This is a genomic window from Biformimicrobium ophioploci (genome assembly GCF_030270605.1).
In the GTDB taxonomy this organism is placed as follows: domain Bacteria; phylum Pseudomonadota; class Gammaproteobacteria; order Pseudomonadales; family Cellvibrionaceae; genus Biformimicrobium; species Biformimicrobium ophioploci.
The window spans coordinates 579,637-596,061 of sequence record NZ_BSYJ01000003.1 but is presented as its reverse complement, the minus strand read 5'-3'; the positions used below and the strand labels follow the sequence as shown (position 1 = coordinate 596,061).

Sequence of the window (16,425 nt, the reverse complement as noted above, 5' to 3'; positions counted from 1 at the left end):
ACTAGAAACTGAACTTCAAACGGATATAGGCGTTGTCGGCCCGGTCAAACTGGCCGAAGAACGTGTGCGGCGCATCGCCGTGATAAATATTGCCTCCCAGGGTCCATTGCCACTCGTCACTCTGGCGCCAGCTCACGCTGGGTCGCAGGTAACCATCGCGGTCACTGGGTGAATGGAAAGCGAACAGGGTCCAGGTAAGCTTTTCCTGCATGGCACGGTAGCTCAGGCGCGTGGTCAGCACAGTGCGGCTGCGGTCCGGGGCGTATTCCGGCAACACTGAAAAATCTTTGGGCAGAACCTCTTCTGCGTAGTGCTCCAGGTAGGCCTGTCCGCTGGCGGTAAAGTTGGTAAACAGCTCGCGTTCATAGCCCAACAATACACGCCACTGGTCGGGTTTGGATTCGTTATCGAAATAGCCCCACTCAGTATTGAACAAGCCACCAAAGAACGGCCGACGCAGGCTTGCGCCGGCAACCACCAACTCCGGAAAGTATGCGCCCAGCACGGGACTGATATCCGGCGTCCCCTGATGGCCGTTGTAGCCGTATACCGCATATTCGGTGCTACCGGACTGCCAGAACAGCCTTGCAGCGAGCTCATTTTCGGCCGGCTCCTCTACCGAAAAACCGGGCGCAACCTGCTGCCCAACCTGCGGCGAGAAAAACGAGAAGCGCTCGCCACGGATAAATTCATCTGACTTGAAGCGCGGCATCCATACCAGCTCGGCATTTATCGAGTCGCCATAAAAACTCGCACGAATGGCATCCTGTGGCGCCTTGAGATACTGGTCGTCCCGGCCGCTGAAGAACGCCTGCCAGTCCTTCGCAAACTGGTCATTGATAAACAGGAAGTCCCCGGTACCCCAGGTCAGGGTCTGACGACCGAATTTAATATCCAGGTCCTTCGCGGCAGCATACTGGATGCTGGCTTCGCGTGCCTGCGCTTCCCAGTCTCCGATTACCGAGTCGTACCAGAGGTCCCCTTTCAGCTTGAACTGCACTTCACCCACCAACGGTGACCATTCAAGGCGCAAACGGCTATCAGCCAGTGTCTCATCGTCGAGCAACGGGTCCCGTTCGGTACGTACACCGAAAGACTGTTCAACAAAGCCGTGCAACGGCAGGCCGACTGCCTGCCGTGCCGCCGCGCTTTCCTCCTGCCACGCACCATCCAGCTCCTCGCCCCACTCACCCCAATCATCCTCCTGGGCGAGGGCGCCGGAAACGGCAGGCAACAGCAAAGTAAAGAGCAGCATTTTTAGCGGATATCTATTCATTTATCTGTCCGGAAAAAATGCCCACCGAAGTGGGCCAAGGCACACGTTTAAACAAATTCCTGCAAACTAGTTCTTGAACAGTTCGAGCGGAGGCCGGCGCAGGCTGCGCTCTGAAAACACACCGTCATCCAGTGCCAGCCCATAACCGACATTGCGGAACTGCAGCAGCGTATAGCCGCCATTTTTCAGGTCCTCGACCCTGGATTTGACCACCGTTGGAAAACCGTCGATCACCTGCGTTTCTACCACGCTCACACGGCGATAGGTGTCCCCGGCCCCGTCTACGTACTCGACAGTTTCTGGCAGAAATGTCTGCTTGCTGATACTCGCTGTGTAACCGACAAACTCGACACTGCCTGGTGACTTCGGCTTGCCCTCGATCAGGAAATGCGTTTCCGTTTCCTCGAGCAGGCTGAAATTGTCTTCATTCAGGTTTCGGCCGGAAACGTCCTCATAAAAAAAGTGGGAGCCCACGAAGGATGTGCGCTTGTCCCCTGCAGAGATCCGCTTCACCAGATCCAGTGCAGGCAGATACAGCCAGCGATCATCGTCAGATTCAATATGCTTCGCCACACGAAAAACCGTGTTGCGCACATCCGCCGGGCGGGAAAAGTGCACCAGGTAATCCTGGTCACCACCGCCCGTATTCCTGCGCAGCAGGGAAAACTGGCGCATTTGTTTGCGGCCCGCAGCATCAACAATAATCATGCGCGCTTCCGCCTTACCGCTTTCTCCTGCGTAAAGCGAGGCCTGGTTAGCCTTGCTGACAATTTCTTCGACAGACATCTGCGCAGAGGCCTGAGTCTGCGCGGCTGTTGCAAGCAGCAGCGCGCCAATTACACCAATCAGGTTATTCATCGTGCTTCTCCCAGTTCAGGATCAAATCCAGTCACCTGTCCCTTGCCCTGACCGGCAGGGACAAGCCAGCGCTGTAGCAGCCAGATACCGGCCGGTAACAGCAACAGTGTTACCAGTGCCGAGGTGGCCATGATAGAGGCCAGGAAGATGCCCACGGTTACATAGGGTACCAGCGGGGCAAACAACAACGGGGTAAAGCCCAGTGCCACCACGAGCGCGTTGCGACTGATTGCACGCGCAGGCTCATCGAACATCAGGGACAGTGTCTGCTGGTAGTCGTTGCCTTTGCGCAGGTAGCTGCGGAAGCGCTCGATAAAGTGAATCGCAAAATCCACACTGAGCCCCAGAGTCAGCGCAGAAAGCACCGCAATCGGCATGTCGTAGTCGATGCCAAGCCAGCCCACCATGCCGTAGATCAGCCCGATGGTCAGGGTCAGTGGCAGCATCGCCAGCAGGCCCCACAACACAGAGCGGAAAAGCGCAATCATCATTACCAGAACCACCAGGAATGCGGAGGCCAGGCTGTCCATCATTCCTGCCACCATCTGGTCCTGCCACACAGAGTTGAGGTAGGCCTTGCCTGCCCACTGTACATCAACATTGACTGGGGCCGGATGCATACCGATGTAATCGTCCACGGTGTCCATTACCGCACTCATGTGCTGGTTGTCGCCGCTGGTCAGCTGCAACCACAGCAGGCCGCTGCGATAATCCGGGGTGACGAAGTGCCAGAGGTCGCCGGGGCGGTGTGAAGACTGGTATTGCAGCAGTGTCTGCGCCACGCCCTCCGGTGTGGCAGGGATGCGGTAGTCTTCGCTCTTGCCCGAGACCAGTTCACGATTGACGGTTTTCACCAGCTGCGGCAGGCCGTTACTTTTGCCTACCAGACCACTGGCTTCGAGATAGCCTTGCAGGTTCGCCATCCAGTTGAGCAGGTCCGGTGAGGTCATCACTTTGGCATCCAGGCTCGCTCGCTCGGCCAGTGCCAGCAGCTGCTCAATTACCTCTGCCTCATCCCCGCCAGCATCAAACAGGGCATCGTCCAGCTGGGTGATACGATCATCCAGTGCCGCACTGAAGCCCGCACCGCCGGCGAGCGGCTGCCAGTCAAACACAAAGTCGTCTGCCTGGATCTCCGCGGCCCGGCGGTTCAACTCTTCCGCCGCCGCCAGATTTTCCGGTGCACTCATCACCAGGTAGGCGTCGTAGGTGCCGGCAAAGTGGCTGTTGAGGGCACGATCCGCGATGCGCAGCTCATGGTCCTGCTTGAACCAGTTGATCGGGTTATCGTTGATCTGGATCTTTGTGATACCAACCACACTGAAAACAAGCACTGAAGCAAACACCACCAGCAGGCTCCCCTGCCGATTGCGCGCAAGGGCACCCAGCGGATTGATCAGCTTGTCGATGCCACGAGCCTTGTCCGCGCGGTGTTGAGCCGCCTGCAGCGCGGCCAGCGTTTCCGGCTTCACTCGCACGATGTAGGCCGGCACAAAGACGATGGTCAGGATAAAGGCCAGCAGGATACCGAACGCCACAAAAGCACCGAATATCTGCACCGGCGGGATCGGGGTCAACATCAGGGACAGGAAACCAACCGCCGAGGTCACAGAAGTAAACAGCATCGGCATAAACAGGTGCTTCATAACCTCGAGAATGGTGTCGCGCACGTTACGCCCGGGACGGTAGCGATCGGCAAACTCGCTGAGAATATGCACCGAGTCCACCACTGCAATCGGCATCAGGAAGATCGCGATCATGGACGACATGATGTGCACGGTGAAGCCCATACCAATCAGCAGGCCCATGGTAGAAATCACCGTAGCCATGGCCACTGCCATCGGCGCCAGCACCAGTGGCAGGTTGCGGAAGAACAGCAGCATCAACACGAAAATCATTGCGCCTGCCATGGGCGCAGAGATCCCCATCTGCACAAACATCTCAAACCCGAACTGGTCTTCCGCTACCGGCAGGCCGGTCAGGTGATAGGTATCGCCGGACTCAAGACCCGCGAACAGGGTTCGAATCTCTTCAGCGATTCGGTAGCTCTCGTTCTTGTCCTCGATCGGTACGTAAATCGCCGCCGCCTTACCGTCACCGGAAACCAGCGTATTCTGCAGCATCGGCAGGCGCGACACCGACTCGGCAATGCGGTCCGCTTCCAGCTGGTTTTGCGGCGCGTTGCGCATCATCCATTCGAAGCGGATAACACCCGGCCCGTCCTGGCGGATATTGTCCACCTCTGACAGAGCCATCAGGTCCTTCTCCACCACCCCATCAATCTTGAGGATGTCGCGGGTCAGGCTGTGCATGGCGGCAAGCGATTCCGGGGTATAAATCCCCTCTTCCGCCACCGCGCCCACTACGATCGCGTCTTTCAGGTCGAAACGTTGCTTGACCTCGTTGTGAAACATCCGCGCGGCATTATCTGCCGGCAGCATATTCTCTGGATCCGTATCAATCTGGATGCGGGGAATAAGAGCGCCCAGAGCGAGGGTGAGCAACAGCACACCGGCGTAAATGCGACGCGGGTTGTCGATTACCCACTGAAAGAAGCGATCGGCCATATTTTAAGCTTACCTAATTTAGGTTTTTCTAATATGGCTAGCCTAAACGATAACTTTAGAATTGTCTAATATTATTGCCCCCGGCCATTAGCCCCTTTGGCGTATGGCGATTTCTGCGCCACGAGGTCTAGACTTGCTTACATCCCAATTTTGGAAACCCACGCCATGCAAGCTTTCCCCCATCACTACAAGGTCAATGCCAGCGCCCGGCAGGAGGGTGCCATCACCGTCAGCGCCGACGGCCTGCCGGACATTGAATCCGGCCCGCCCGCTTCATTTGGCGGTAGCGGTGATGTCTGGTCACCGGAGGATTTTTTCGTTGCAGCTGCGGCCGACTGCCTCATCCTCACGTTCCGCGCGCTGGCGCGGATGAAGAAATTCGAGTGGGTTGCGTTCGACTGCCAGGGAGACGGCGTACTGGACAAGACGGACGAGGGACTGAAGTTTACCGAGTTGCACCTGCGCGCGAAGCTCACGGTGCCGGCGGGCACGGACCCGGCTCAGGCAGAAGAACTGGTGTTGAAGGCCAAGAAAGGCTGCCTGGTGACCAAGTCCATGGCCACCGAAATTTTCCTGACCTGTGAAATAGAAACAGCCGGCTAAGTAAGGCCTTTCCGGAACCGCTCAGGCTATCTCTGTATTGGGACAGGCCACCCCGTGCCCGCTCGTATACTGCAGAGAGGGTTTAGAAGCGGCGCAAGCCTGAATAGCCACCGGACAGCGTGTGCGAAATACGCACCCGCTAGGAGGGTTTATGGGCGATGGTAGATCGCCCTCCAATAGCTGCACTGACTTACTTCGCTCGAGGCGCGGATCCGGCACAGGCACTGCTGACAACAAGGCCTTTGTATACGGGTGCCGTGCACTTTCGAAAACTGAGGTAGATGGCCCATATTCCACCGCGTTCCCGAGGTACATCACCAGCACCTGGTCTGAGATATGACGCACGACAGACAGGTCGTGCGCAATAAATATCAGAGCGAGCCCCATTTCCCGCTGCAGTTCCTGCAACAGGTTTACGATCTGTGCCTGGATGGAGACATCCAGAGCTGAAACCGGTTCGTCACAAATTACCAGCTTCGGCTCCAGAATCAGCGCACGCGCTATACCGATACGTTGGCACTGGCCGCCTGAGAATTCGTGTGGGTAGCGGTTGATCAGGTTGGGCAGAAGTCCCACCCGCTCCATCATCGCCTTGACCCGCGCCCTAACCTCGTCCCTGGGTAGCTCGGGGCAAAGGCTCCGCAAGGGCTCTGCAATACTGTCTCCGACGGTCATGCGCGGGTTAAGGGACGCGATGGGATCCTGGAAGATCATTTGCATGTCCTTGCGGGAGTCGCGAAGTTCCGCCGCGGACAGACCGGAAAGGTCCTTTCCCAGCCAGGTGACTTGACCGGAGGTCACCGGCACCAGCCGCATCAAGGCACGCGCAAGTGTCGACTTGCCACAGCCCGACTCTCCCACTACTCCCAGAGTCTCACCCGCTTGCAGCTGCAGGCTGACGCCATCCACCGCACACAGGGAATCCGAGCCACGCCATGGCAACGCACCAGGCCGTTTGATATCAAAGTGTACCGTGAGGTCCGAGGCTTCGAGTAATGGATCAGTAGCATGCTTCTCCGGCATTACACCACCTCCAAAAGTTCACGGGATTCCAGGTGGCAGGCTCGCAGGCGGCCCTCGCCAAAGGTTTCGAGTACAGGTGCATCGGTCTGGCAATGCTCTGTTGCCGAGGAACAACGCTGCCAGAATGGGCAGCCTGCAGCTAGCTCCTGCAGGTTGGGCGGGTTACCGGGAATCGTTGCAAGTGCAGCACCGGGAATATCGAGTCGCGGCACGGCATGTAATAACCCCTGAGTATAGGGGTGGCTCGGATTGTAAAAGATATCTTCAACCGGACCGTATTCCATCGTCCGTCCGGCATACATCACCAGCACCTTATCGCACAGCCCTGCGACAACCCCGAGGTCGTGGGTAATCAGGACAATAGCGGTGTTAAATTCCTTTTTAAGCTCATCCAGAAGCTTCAGAATCTGTGCCTGGACAGTGACATCCAGCGCCGTGGTGGGCTCATCCGCAATCAATAATTTTGGCTGGCACAGCAGCGCCATGGCGATCATGACGCGCTGGCGCATCCCGCCCGATAGCTCATGCGGGTAACTGTCCAGACGCTTTGCGGCTTCCGGGATCTTTACGGCATCCAGCATTGCCAGTGACTGAGCGAGAGCCTCCTTGCGCCCTACTCCCTTGTGGAGCTCCAGGACCTCGCTGAGCTGCGGGCCTATCTTGCGATAGGGATTCAGTGAAGTCATCGGATCCTGAAAAATCATCGCGATTTCCTGAGCGCGAATCCGGTTAAGGCGCTGCTCCGGAAGGTTCAGAATTTCTTCCCCGCGAAATCGCGCACTGCCCGACGCCCGACCGTTGCGGGCCAGCAACCCAAGCAATGAGAAAGCAGTCTGGCTCTTGCCCGAACCAGATTCGCCGACAATACCCAGAGTTTCCCCGGGAGTGACGGAAAAATTCAGGTCATTGACCGCGACGACTTCGCCATCCCGCGTATCGAACAACACCCGCAGGTCCTTGACTTCCAGCAGATTCATGGTCGAGCTCCTAGCGGTCCTTCGGATCCAGCGCGTCGCGCAGTCCATCGCCAATGAAATTGAAACAGAACAGGGTCGTCACCATCATTGTGGCCGGTACCACCAACTGCCACACCGCTACTTCCATAGTCTGGGCCCCCTCATTAAGCAACGCGCCCCAGGATGTCATCGGCTCCTGCACACCGAGACCAAGAAAGCTCAGGAACGATTCAAACAGGATCATGCCCGGCACCAGGATCGTCGCGTAAATTGCAACCAGCCCCAGAACATTGGGCACTATATGCCGCGAGATAACCTGCAACCGCGGCAACCCATAGACATGGGTCGCTTCGACGAACTCCTTGTTCTTCAGACTCAAGGTCTGGCCACGCACCACCCGCGCCATACCCGTCCAGCTCACCGCCCCGATCGCCACAAAAATCAAAAGAAAATTACGACCAAAAATGGTCACCAGCACAATTACGAAAAACATGAACGGCATGGAATCCAGGATTTCCACCCAGCGCATCATCAATCGATCCAGATTGCCGCCGATATAGCCTGCAATGGCACCGTAGGCTGTACCAATCAGCACCGCCACCAGCGTACCGAGGATGCCGACCAACAGCGAAATTCTCCCACCCAGGGCAGCTCGCACAAACAGATCCCGCCCCAGAGCATCGGTACCGAAATAATGGCCACTCTCCCAGGAGGGTGGCGCATGCATTGCCCCCCAGTCCGGCTCATCATAGGCATAACTACTGAGCATTGGCGCCACCAGAACGAACAACGCAATAAACCCCAGTACAAACAGGCTTGCAATCGCAGCTCGGTTATTGAGGAAGCGCCTCCAGGCATCCTGCCACAGGCTGCGGCCCTCCACCTCCAAGTTGTTTTGCAGGCTCTCGACGAGCCCTTTCCTTGCCGTAGCTAGCATGGGAAGCCCTCAGGAATAACGGATTTTGGGGTCAATATAGGCGTATGCAATATCGACGATAGCGTTGAAGGCGATGGTCAGGGCACCCACCAGAATGGTCAGGCCCAGCACCATGGAATAATCACGATTCAGAGCACCGTTCACAAACAACTGCCCCATACCGGGAATTCCAAAAATATTCTCGATGACGACTGAACCAGTAATAACACCTACCATCGCCGGCCCCAGCACCGAAGCAAGCGGCATCATCGCTGGGCGAAGGGCATGACGCAGCATGATCGTGCGGGTAGGCAACCCCTTGGCGCGGGCTGTGCGGATAAAGTCCTGATTAAGAACCTCGATCATGCTGCCCCGCATAATACGAGCGATATAACCGGTAAAGCCCTTGGCCATTGCCACCACCGGCAGCAGCATGTATTGCCAACCTCCATCGTTCCAGCCCCCGGCCGGCAACCATTTCAGGTAAATGGCAAATAGCAGTATCAGTAACGGTGCCACTACGTAACTGGGGATCACAATACCTGCTACCGAGAATGACATGATCGTGTAATCGGCCCAGGTATTCTGGTACAGCGCCGCAAGAATCCCCAGAAAAACCCCAAGCACAACCGATACGACAAACACTGTAAGACCAATCTTCAGTGACACCGGGAAGGCTGTCGCAACCAGCTCGCTGACAGAGTAATCCTTGTACACAAACGAAGGCCCCAGATCTCCTTGCGCCAATCCGGAGATATAAGACCAGTACTGTTCATACAGGGGTTTATCGAATCCGTACTTGGCCTCGATATTGGCCAGCACTTCCGGCGGCATCTTGCGCTCGGTGGTGAACGGACTGCCGGGAGCGAAGCGGATCAGGAAAAACGAGATGGTGATCAGAATCAGAAGCGTCGGTATGGCTTCCAGGATTCTGCGTAAAATAAAGCTCAGCATGATTTTCTGATTATTATCCTTATTTGAACCCCAATTCGACCACTCAAACCCCGCTAGTGATCGATGATAGACAAGTCCTTGCTATAGATAAAACCGAGCAAGTGATCAGAATACCCGCTCACAAAAGGCTTGACCAGCTTGCGGTCCGTCAGCTGGTACACCGGTGTCGCACGCATGTCCTCGGAGAAGCGCAGTTCTGCCTGCAGATAGATCGCATTGCGTGCAGTCGTGTCGGCGGCCTGCATCGCCTGGGCCAGCAGCTGGTCGTAGTTGCTGTCCCGGTAGCCGTTCACGGGTCCGGCCGATTCACTCAGCATTACCGACAGGGCTGAGTAGGGCTCATTAAACTCCGCAAAGAGATTCCAGGTCGCTACCTGATAGTTGCTACGTAGCAGATGGTCGTCGAGCACATTCTGTTCCAGGTGTGTCAGTTTGGTCTCGATGCCCAGTACGCGCTTCCACATAGCCGCGATCGCCCCGACCTTCGCGCGGGCCGCTTCGTCTGCCGGATACTTGATCTCGAGTTTCAGCGGCTGGGCTATCGAATACCCAGCTTCCCGATACAATCGCAGCGCGACCCGCTCTCGCTCCTGCTGGCTCCACTGCGACCAGTGACTGTCGGGGAGTTCGTAGGCTCTCATGGTGGCGGGTGTCAGTGTATAGGCGGGCCGCTCACCGCGACCGAGCACATTACTGGTCATTGTGTCCCGATCGATGGCATAGGCGAGGGCCTTGCGCAAATTACTGTCGTCGAGGGGTGGCTGCTTGCCGTTGAAATCCAGCATAAAAGTGGCAGTCACCAGCGGCGCCCGGACTTCCGCGGGAACCGACGTCCGTAACCGGTCAAACTGGGCCGGCGGAATGGACTGGGTGATGTGCAAATCCCCGGCCCGATAACGGTTGAACTCTGCCGTCAGCGAACTAATCGGCAGGAATACAACGCTGTCCAGATGAACATTTTCCCGGTCCCAGTAGTGCTCATTGGGCACAAGCATCACGCGCTCATTCACTGACCACTCTTCCAGCCGGAAGGCGCCATTGCTCACATGATAGCGGGGTCTGGTCCAGAGGTCGGGGTGTCCCTCGACCGTCGCTCGATGCACCGGGAGAAGCGCATAGTGGGTCAGGCTATCAACAAAGATTGCCGAGGGCTGTTCCAGCGTGACCTGAAAAGTATGGGAGTCGAGCGCTGCCACACCAAGTTGCTCCGGTGGCAGCTTGCCCTCAGTAATTTGCCTCGCGTTTTTTACCTTGATACTTCCCAGGAACCAGCCCTGTCGATCTGGCGATTCGGGGGAGGCCAGCCTACGCCAACTGTATACAAAATCTTCCGCAGTAACGGGATCACCGTTGGACCAGCGCGCATTCTTGCGCAAATGGAACGTATAAACCTCGAAATCCTCGCTCTCCCAGCGTTCAGCCGCAGCCGGTTGTACGCTACCGTCCGGGCCAGACTGCACCAACCCTTCGTACATGTCCCAGAGAATATAGACTCCCTGGCCGGGCTGGGCTGCGGGATCCAGCGTGTTGGGCTCAGTAGAATTGCCCCGCACGAGCTGTTTACCAGAGGGCTGCCCTGGCCTTTCCGTCCCGGGGTCACTGCATGCTGAAACGAAAAGTAATATGACAACATACGCCGGCAATACCCGGATATCTTTCAACCAACCTAACCGGATGAAGTTTCGATAAATCAGGGTGATTCTATCCATAAATGCTTGCTCCTAATTGCGTCCGGCTCGGTCCAGTGCCGTGTCAAAGCCGTACTTGGCCTCGATATTGGCCAGTACTTCCGGCGGCATCTTCCGACCACGTAAACCCCACTAGTGATCGATGATAGACAGATCCTTGCTATAGATAAAACCGAGCATGTGATCGGAATATCCGTTTACAAAAGGCTTGACCAGCTTACGGTCCGTCACCTGGTACAGCGGCACCGAGCGCAAATCCTCGGCGAAACGCAGTTCTGCCTGCAGATAGATAGCATTACGTACAGTCGTATCGACAGTCTTCATCGCCTGTGCCAGTAGTTGGTCGTAAGTGCTGTCCCGGTAGCCGTTCACGGGCCCGGACTCTTCACTCAGACTCGCGGACAGGGGCGAGTATGGCTCATTGAACTCCGCCCAGAGATTCCAGGTCGACACCTGGTAGTCGCCGCTTCGTATATGGTCGCTGAACACTTTTTCCTCCAGGTGTGTCAGTTTGGTCTCGATGCCCAGTACGCGCTTCCACATGGCCGCGATCGCCCCGACCTTCGCATTGTTCGCTTCGTCTGCCGGATACTTGATCTCGAGTTTCAGCGGCTGGGCTATCGAATACCCAGCTTCCCGATATAGTCGCAACGCGACCCGCTCACGCTCCTGCTGACTCCACTGCGACCAGTGACTGTCGGGGAGTTCGTAAGCTCTCATGGTGGCGGGTGTCAGTGTATAGGCGGGCCGCTCACCGCGACCGAGCACATTACTGGTTAATGTGTCCCGATCGATGGCATAGGCGAGGGCCTTGCGCAAATTACTGTCATCGAGGGGGGGCTGCTTGCCGTTGAAATCCAGCATAAAAGTGGCAGCCACCAGCGGCGCCCGGACTTCTGCCGGAACCGACGCCCGCAATCGGTCAAACTGGGCCGGCGGAATGGACCCGGTGATGTGCAAATCCCCGGCCCGATAACGGTTGAACTCTGCCGTCAGCGAACTAATCGGCAGGAATACAACGCTGTCCAGATGAACATTTTCCCGGTCCCAGTAGTGCTCATTGGGCACAAGCACCACACGCTCATTCACTGACCACTCATCTAGCCGGAAGGCGCCATTGCTCACATGATAGCGGGGTCGGGTCCAGAGGTCGGGGTGTCCCTCGACCGTCGCTCGGTGCAATGGGAAAAGCGCATGGTGGGCTAGGGTATCGACAAAAAACGCCGAGGGCTGCTCGAGGGTTATCTCGAACCTGTAGGGGTCGAGCGCGCGCACCCCAAGTCGTTCTGGCGGCAGGTCTCCCGCCGCGACTTGCCTGGCATTCTTGACCTGGATGCTCGTGAGGTACCAGCTCCGCCCATCCGGCGTAGCGGGTGAGGCGAGCCTGCGCCAGCTATAGACAAAATCCTGCGCGGTTACCGGGTCGCCATTGGACCAGCGCGCATCCTTGCGTAAATGGAAGGTATACACCCGGAGATCCTCGCTCTCCCAGCGTTCAGCCGCAGCCGGTTGTACGTTGCCGTCCGGGCCAGACCGCACCAACCCCTCGTACATGTCCCGGAGAATATGGATTCCCAGGCCGGGCTGGGCTGCGGGGTCCAGCGTGTTGGGCTCAGCGTAATTGCCCCGCACGAGCTGTTTACCAGAGGTCTGTCCTTGCATTTGCGTCCCGGGGTCGCTGCACGCGGAAACGAAAAGTAGCATGACAACATACGCCGGCAATCCCCGGATACCTTTCAACCAGGCCAAGCGGCTGCAGTTCCGACAAATCAGGGTGACTCTATCCATAAGCGCTTGCTCCTTAATGGAATCGGTAGCCGCCGACGCGTGGGTGAACCAGGCGGCTCACAGCATAGCGAAATATGGGGATTACAGGCATGTCTCGTGCCAGCAGGAGCTCGGCTTCTGCGTACAACTGCTTACGCTTTTCTTCGTCGGGCTCGGTCAAAGCTTGCGCCAGAGCATCATCGAAGCGCACATTCGCGTAGCGTGGATGATTGTAAGCATCCCGCGAGGTCAAAATTAACAATGCCAACCGGCGAAACATTGCAGTCAACGGATAGTTGATCGCCACCACTTCCTCCTACTCCAAACAATTCATTGATCCGCAAAACATCAGCATTAAAACCGGCCAGATAAATTAAAGATAAGCCGGTGTATTTCACCGATAGCTACTCTTGGTCAGCTATCCAAAGATCCTTGCTTTTTGGGTACCCAATCGCTTGTCTGGCAATCCCCCTGACATGAGGCTTGGCCAGCAAACTATTGGACTGCCTGAATATTGGAATAAAAGGCATATCCTCCGCCAATACCATTTCAGCCTGGGCATAGAGCTGAGCACGTTGCTCCGCATCCACACTGGCACTAGCCTCCGCCATGATTTGGTCGAACTTCCCACTGGAGTACCCAAATTGCTGATTTGCGCCAGTCAAACGGTGATTGAGAATCGACGAAGGGTCAGGATAGCTGTCCCCTACCCCCATCGGCACCAGGTCAAATTCCCCTTTTTGAACAGTGTCGACCATGCTTTTCCATTCAATTGCGATGTGCTCAACCTCGACACCAAGGGCCTCCTTCCAAAGTGCCGACGCCGCCAATACAAATTTTCTGTTATTCGGGCTTTTTATGTAAGGCAGTTTCAGGCGCAGCGGCCTATTTTCAGAGTAGCCAGCAGCCGCCATCAGCTTTTTGGCTTCTGCTATCCGTTGTTGCTGATTAAGGGTCGACCACGGAACCTCTAAAGGCGCCATGCCGGGCATTTTGTCCCATACGTTTGTATAAGCCGGGGTATCGCCATCATTAAATACCTTTCCGGTAATAATCTCCCGGTCCAAAGCATAAGCGAGTGCTTTCCTGATTTTAGGATCGTTTAAAGGCGGCTTTATCGTATTGATTGCAAACCCGTGGCTGCCATAGCCGGTAATACTAAACAGTTCCACAGGACTGCTGTCTCGCAGAGAAGCAAATTGATCGTCCGGCACGCCCCACGTCAGGTCGACTTCCCCAGATTGATAGCGGAAAAATTCTGCATCCGTGGAAATTGGCAAGTAGGTTACCTTTTCGATTCTTACTTTATCGACGCCCCAATAATATGGATTTCGAGTCAACTCGATTTTTTCATTGACACGCCACTTGCTTAGTTCAAAGGGGCCATTACCCACCAGCTTGCCGGGACGCGTCCAGTGATCACCGTTTTTTTCCAGGGATTCCCTGTGCAGCGGCACAAAACAGGCTCCAGATACCATACTGACAAAATATGCCGTAGGCTGCTCCAGACTGACTTCAAGGATATGTGGACCTATGGCGCGAACGCCCAATTTTTCCGGTCTATTAGTGCCGCTAACGACAGCTTCGCTATTCCGGATTTTTGCCGGAGTAATATATTCCGGGCAGCGGGATGCAGTCTCAGGTGCAAGGGCGCGGCGCCAGCCAAATACAAAATCTTTAGCCACAACCGGTTCACCATTGGACCAGCGCGCATCTTCACGCAATTTAAAAGTAAAGGTTTGGTTGTCTGAGGTTTCCCAGGAATAAGCTATTCCCGGCTGCACTGCTCCGTCTTGATCGAGGGTCACCAATCCCTCGTAAAGATCAGAGACAATCACATCTTCACTATCGATCAAGATCTTATGCGGGTCTAAGGACGATGGCTCGATGCTATTGCCACGAACCAAAGAAGCTCCTGTCTTCGGGGCAACCGACATCTCGCCTGAGCCCTTCGTATCAACAATTGACTGTTGCTCATCACTGCACGACATCAAGAATCCACAGAGGGCAAAGGCGACAGAAACCCGGATATTTAAACCGGTTCTTTCAATGTTTTTCATTATGAGTCTCTATGTGTATTTGACACCAGGGAAAAACCAAACGGACAATCAGAATTCCGGGTAGGTCATTCGACAGCAACCCAAAGATCTTTGCTCAGCGGAGGATAAGCCATTTCTTTTTGCATCCCGCGGACCCGAGGCTTCACTAACATCGAAGAACGAAGCCTCGTCACCGGGATATACGGCATATCCTCGCCGAGGACAATCTCAGCCTGCGCATACAATTCGGCTCTTTGCACCGGGTCACTGGTACGAGTGGCTTCGAGCATGATGGAATCGAACCTATCGCTCGCATAACCATATCCGGGGGAATTGCCACTCAGCCGATAATTAAGGATGCTAGCCGGGTCCGGGTATGCAGCACCAAAACCCCTTATTCCAAGTTCAAGATCTCCATTCTGAACCCGTTCGACGATGCTTTTCCACTCCAGGGCTTCAAGAGTAATATCGGCACCGAGTACCTTTTTCCACATGGCCGAGACTGCAAGGGCCAGTTTTTTGTTATTCGGGGTTTTTAGGTAATTCAACTTTAATTCCAGTGGCTTCTCTCGCGAGAAGCCCGCTAATGCAAGAAAATCACGTGCCCTCGCCTCTCGATCTGATTGCGACAATCCACCAAGATCGACCAGAGCTGAGCTCATACTCGGCATTTCGGGCGGTACGTTAGTAAAAGCTGGGGAACCACCTTTATAGACTTTACTCGCAATAGTCCCGCGATCTAACGCATATGCCAAGGCCAGACGAACATCCGGATTATCCAGGGGAGGCTTTGCAATATTAATCGTAATACCAAAGCTACCGTAGGTCTTGACTACATTAATTTCTGCCGGGTGACTGCTTTTTACGCGATCACGCTGGTCTACGGGAATCCCAAAGGTCATGTCCAAGTCATCAGCCATATAGCGTGAAAACTGCATATCGGCGGCTATTGGCAGGAACGTAACCTTATTCAGGCGCACAGATTCCGCACCCCAATAGTTTCGATTCTTTTCCAGAACAACCCGCTCATTTACTCGCCACTCCGATAAATAGAAGGCTCCATTCCCAACCAAATTATCGGCTCGCGTCCAGCGCTCCCCATGGGTAGCCAATGTCTCACTATGCAGGGGTAGAAAACACACTTGCTGGAGCATACTCACCAAATAGCTAACCGGCCGCTCAAGCCTGACCTCCAAAGTATGCGACGTTATAGCACGCACGCCGAGCGACTCTACGGGCTGCTCGCCTTTTGAAATCGCCGCGCTATTTTCGATTGCGGATTCGGAAATAACCTCCGGGCAGCGGGAAGCAGTTCCAGGCGTGACAGCCCTACGCCACCCATAAACAAAATCCTCAGCCACAACAGGATCGCCATTGGACCAACGCGCATCCTGACGCAGCTGAAAGATGAAGACCCTACTGCCCTCGCTCTCCCATGACTGGGCGACGCCCGGCAAGATGTTTCCGTCCTGGTCCAGTGTAACCAGGCCCTCGAATAGATCTGCCAGAATATTCCTCTCGTTATCAATCCGCGCCATATGCGGATCCAACGAAGACGGCTCAACATTGTTGCCACGTACGAGTTCTTGCCTGCTGGATATCGCGTGCAAACCATCCTGCGGCCCCTCCTGCTGAAAACCCGGAGTTGAGGCATCTAACGATAAGTCATGAGTTAAGCCTTCCTGCGAGTCAGCACAACCTGTCATGCCGGCCAATACTGCGACCAGAAGATATGCCTTAAATTGTTGCGCATTCATCTCTCTTCGAACCATCAATTC

13 protein-coding genes are annotated in these 16,425 nt (G+C 55.6%); 1 reads left to right on the top strand and 12 read right to left on the bottom strand.

Annotated features, from left to right (window positions below):
• Position 1 precedes the first annotated feature (1 nt).
• The 3 genes from QSJ80_RS09345 to QSJ80_RS09335 form a co-directional block, all read right to left on the bottom strand.
• Positions 2 to 1,276 (bottom strand): hypothetical protein, encoded by a 1,275-nt coding sequence (locus tag QSJ80_RS09345; RefSeq protein WP_285764169.1) that lies wholly within the window; start codon positions 1,274 to 1,276, stop codon positions 2 to 4.
• 66 nt (positions 1,277 to 1,342) lie between these two features.
• Positions 1,343 to 2,134, bottom strand: coding sequence for an outer membrane lipoprotein-sorting protein (locus QSJ80_RS09340; protein ID WP_285764168.1), 792 nt, complete (start codon positions 2,132 to 2,134; stop codon positions 1,343 to 1,345).
• Positions 2,131 to 4,701, bottom strand: a complete 2,571-nt coding sequence (locus QSJ80_RS09335; protein ID WP_285764167.1) for an efflux RND transporter permease subunit — start codon at positions 4,699 to 4,701, stop codon at positions 2,131 to 2,133. The genes QSJ80_RS09340 and QSJ80_RS09335 overlap by 4 nt, the downstream gene beginning before the upstream one ends.
• A 165-nt stretch (positions 4,702 to 4,866) precedes the next feature.
• On the opposite strand from QSJ80_RS09335, the gene QSJ80_RS09330 reads away from it, so the two are divergent.
• Positions 4,867 to 5,304, top strand: coding sequence for an OsmC family protein (locus QSJ80_RS09330; protein WP_285764166.1), 438 nt, complete (start codon positions 4,867 to 4,869; stop codon positions 5,302 to 5,304).
• A 21-nt stretch (positions 5,305 to 5,325) separates the two neighbouring features.
• On the opposite strand, the gene oppF is transcribed toward QSJ80_RS09330, so the two are convergent.
• From oppF to QSJ80_RS09285, 9 genes are all read right to left on the bottom strand, one after another.
• Positions 5,326 to 6,327, bottom strand: coding sequence for a murein tripeptide/oligopeptide ABC transporter ATP binding protein OppF (gene oppF, locus QSJ80_RS09325; protein ID WP_285764165.1), 1,002 nt, complete (start codon positions 6,325 to 6,327; stop codon positions 5,326 to 5,328).
• The gene (locus tag QSJ80_RS09320) at positions 6,327 to 7,304 is read right to left on the bottom strand and encodes an oligopeptide/dipeptide ABC transporter ATP-binding protein (protein WP_285764164.1); all 978 of its coding nucleotides are present in this window, start codon (positions 7,302 to 7,304) and stop codon (positions 6,327 to 6,329) included. Before QSJ80_RS09320 ends, oppF begins: the two co-directional genes overlap by 1 nt.
• 10 nt (positions 7,305 to 7,314) lie before the next feature.
• Positions 7,315 to 8,220 (bottom strand): oligopeptide ABC transporter permease OppC, encoded by a 906-nt coding sequence (gene oppC / locus QSJ80_RS09315; protein ID WP_285764163.1) that lies wholly within the window; start codon positions 8,218 to 8,220, stop codon positions 7,315 to 7,317.
• Between the two features lie 9 nt (positions 8,221 to 8,229).
• Positions 8,230 to 9,153, bottom strand: a complete 924-nt coding sequence (oppB, locus tag QSJ80_RS09310) for an oligopeptide ABC transporter permease OppB (RefSeq protein WP_285764162.1) — start codon at positions 9,151 to 9,153, stop codon at positions 8,230 to 8,232.
• Between the two features lie 53 nt (positions 9,154 to 9,206).
• On the bottom strand, positions 9,207 to 10,706 hold the full coding sequence (locus tag QSJ80_RS09305; protein ID WP_285764161.1) for a peptide ABC transporter substrate-binding protein: 1,500 nt from the start codon (positions 10,704 to 10,706) through the stop codon (positions 9,207 to 9,209).
• 267 nt (positions 10,707 to 10,973) lie between these two features.
• Positions 10,974 to 12,503, bottom strand: coding sequence for a peptide ABC transporter substrate-binding protein (locus tag QSJ80_RS09300; protein WP_285764160.1), 1,530 nt, complete (start codon positions 12,501 to 12,503; stop codon positions 10,974 to 10,976).
• A gap of 139 nt (positions 12,504 to 12,642) precedes the next feature.
• Positions 12,643 to 12,915, bottom strand: a complete 273-nt coding sequence (locus QSJ80_RS09295) for a hypothetical protein (protein WP_285764159.1) — start codon at positions 12,913 to 12,915, stop codon at positions 12,643 to 12,645.
• Positions 12,916 to 13,012: 97 nt separating this feature from the next.
• Positions 13,013 to 14,668 (bottom strand): peptide ABC transporter substrate-binding protein, encoded by a 1,656-nt coding sequence (locus tag QSJ80_RS09290; RefSeq protein WP_285764158.1) that lies wholly within the window; start codon positions 14,666 to 14,668, stop codon positions 13,013 to 13,015.
• 65 nt (positions 14,669 to 14,733) lie between these two features.
• Positions 14,734 to 16,419 (bottom strand): peptide ABC transporter substrate-binding protein, encoded by a 1,686-nt coding sequence (locus QSJ80_RS09285; RefSeq protein ID WP_285764157.1) that lies wholly within the window; start codon positions 16,417 to 16,419, stop codon positions 14,734 to 14,736.
• Positions 16,420 to 16,425 lie beyond the last annotated feature (6 nt).

Bases quoted from the DNA above. Each gene is read 5' to 3' on its own strand.
- QSJ80_RS09345 (WP_285764169.1), bottom strand. From the start codon at position 1,276: ATGAATAGATATCCGCTAAAAATGCTGCTCTTTACTTTGCTGTTGCCT.
- QSJ80_RS09340 (WP_285764168.1), bottom strand. From the start codon at position 2,134: ATGAATAACCTGATTGGTGTAATTGGCGCGCTGCTGCTTGCAACAGCC.
- QSJ80_RS09335 (WP_285764167.1), bottom strand. From the start codon at position 4,701: ATGGCCGATCGCTTCTTTCAGTGGGTAATCGACAACCCGCGTCGCATT.
- QSJ80_RS09330 (WP_285764166.1), top strand. From the start codon at position 4,867: ATGCAAGCTTTCCCCCATCACTACAAGGTCAATGCCAGCGCCCGGCAG.
- oppF (WP_285764165.1), bottom strand. From the start codon at position 6,327: ATGCCGGAGAAGCATGCTACTGATCCATTACTCGAAGCCTCGGACCTC.
- QSJ80_RS09320 (WP_285764164.1), bottom strand. From the start codon at position 7,304: ATGAATCTGCTGGAAGTCAAGGACCTGCGGGTGTTGTTCGATACGCGG.
- oppC (WP_285764163.1), bottom strand. From the start codon at position 8,220: ATGCTAGCTACGGCAAGGAAAGGGCTCGTCGAGAGCCTGCAAAACAAC.
- oppB (WP_285764162.1), bottom strand. From the start codon at position 9,153: ATGCTGAGCTTTATTTTACGCAGAATCCTGGAAGCCATACCGACGCTT.
- QSJ80_RS09300 (WP_285764160.1), bottom strand. From the start codon at position 12,503: ATGCAAGGACAGACCTCTGGTAAACAGCTCGTGCGGGGCAATTACGCT.
- QSJ80_RS09290 (WP_285764158.1), bottom strand. From the start codon at position 14,668: ATGAAAAACATTGAAAGAACCGGTTTAAATATCCGGGTTTCTGTCGCC.
- QSJ80_RS09285 (WP_285764157.1), bottom strand. From the start codon at position 16,419: ATGGTTCGAAGAGAGATGAATGCGCAACAATTTAAGGCATATCTTCTG.